The 507-nt window shown below is 57.4% G+C and carries 1 protein-coding gene; it reads left to right on the plus strand.

Features of this window, described 5'->3' with window-relative positions; all coding sequences use genetic code 11:
• Positions 1 to 460 (plus strand): type IV conjugative transfer system protein TraE (locus tag WH87_RS14450; RefSeq protein ID WP_046173273.1); only part of this gene is annotated, 460 nt, incomplete at its 5' end.
• Positions 461 to 507: the final 47 nt, after the last annotated feature.

Here is a 507-nt window from a genome sequence, read left to right on the forward strand (position 1 = left end):
AGAAATCGTCGTGCCGCCTGAAGTTCGGCGGCCCTACGAAATCGGCTCGAACTACGCCAACTCCGACTACCTGTTGGACATGGCGGGATACGTGCTCGACAAGGTGAAGACGGTCACGCCGGAGACGGTTGACTACAACAACAAGGTCATTTTGAAGATGGCCCACCCGGATGGGTACGGCGCACTCAAGACCATGCTCGACGCCGCCGCGCTGCGGGTCAAGCAAGACCGTGTGACCACGGTTTGGATTCCGAGGAACGAGAAGGTCAACGAGCGAGCAATGACGGTGGAAGTGTCGGGTCAGCTCAAGACCTGCATCACCGACAAGCTGACCTCCCAGCTCGACAAGGCCTATCTCGTTCAATTTTCCGTAACCACTTCGGGGCGTCTCTATGTACTCAAAGTCGAAGAAGTCGTTAAGCGCGATTCCGCTGCTAAGCCTGCTGCTGCTCAGCCTTGATGCCTCCGCAACCCAGGTTGTAGACGGCTGCTACGCAACGCATCAGG

Origin of the sequence: Devosia epidermidihirudinis, from assembly GCF_000971295.1 — a bacterium.
GTDB lineage: Bacteria > Pseudomonadota > Alphaproteobacteria > Rhizobiales > Devosiaceae > Devosia > Devosia epidermidihirudinis.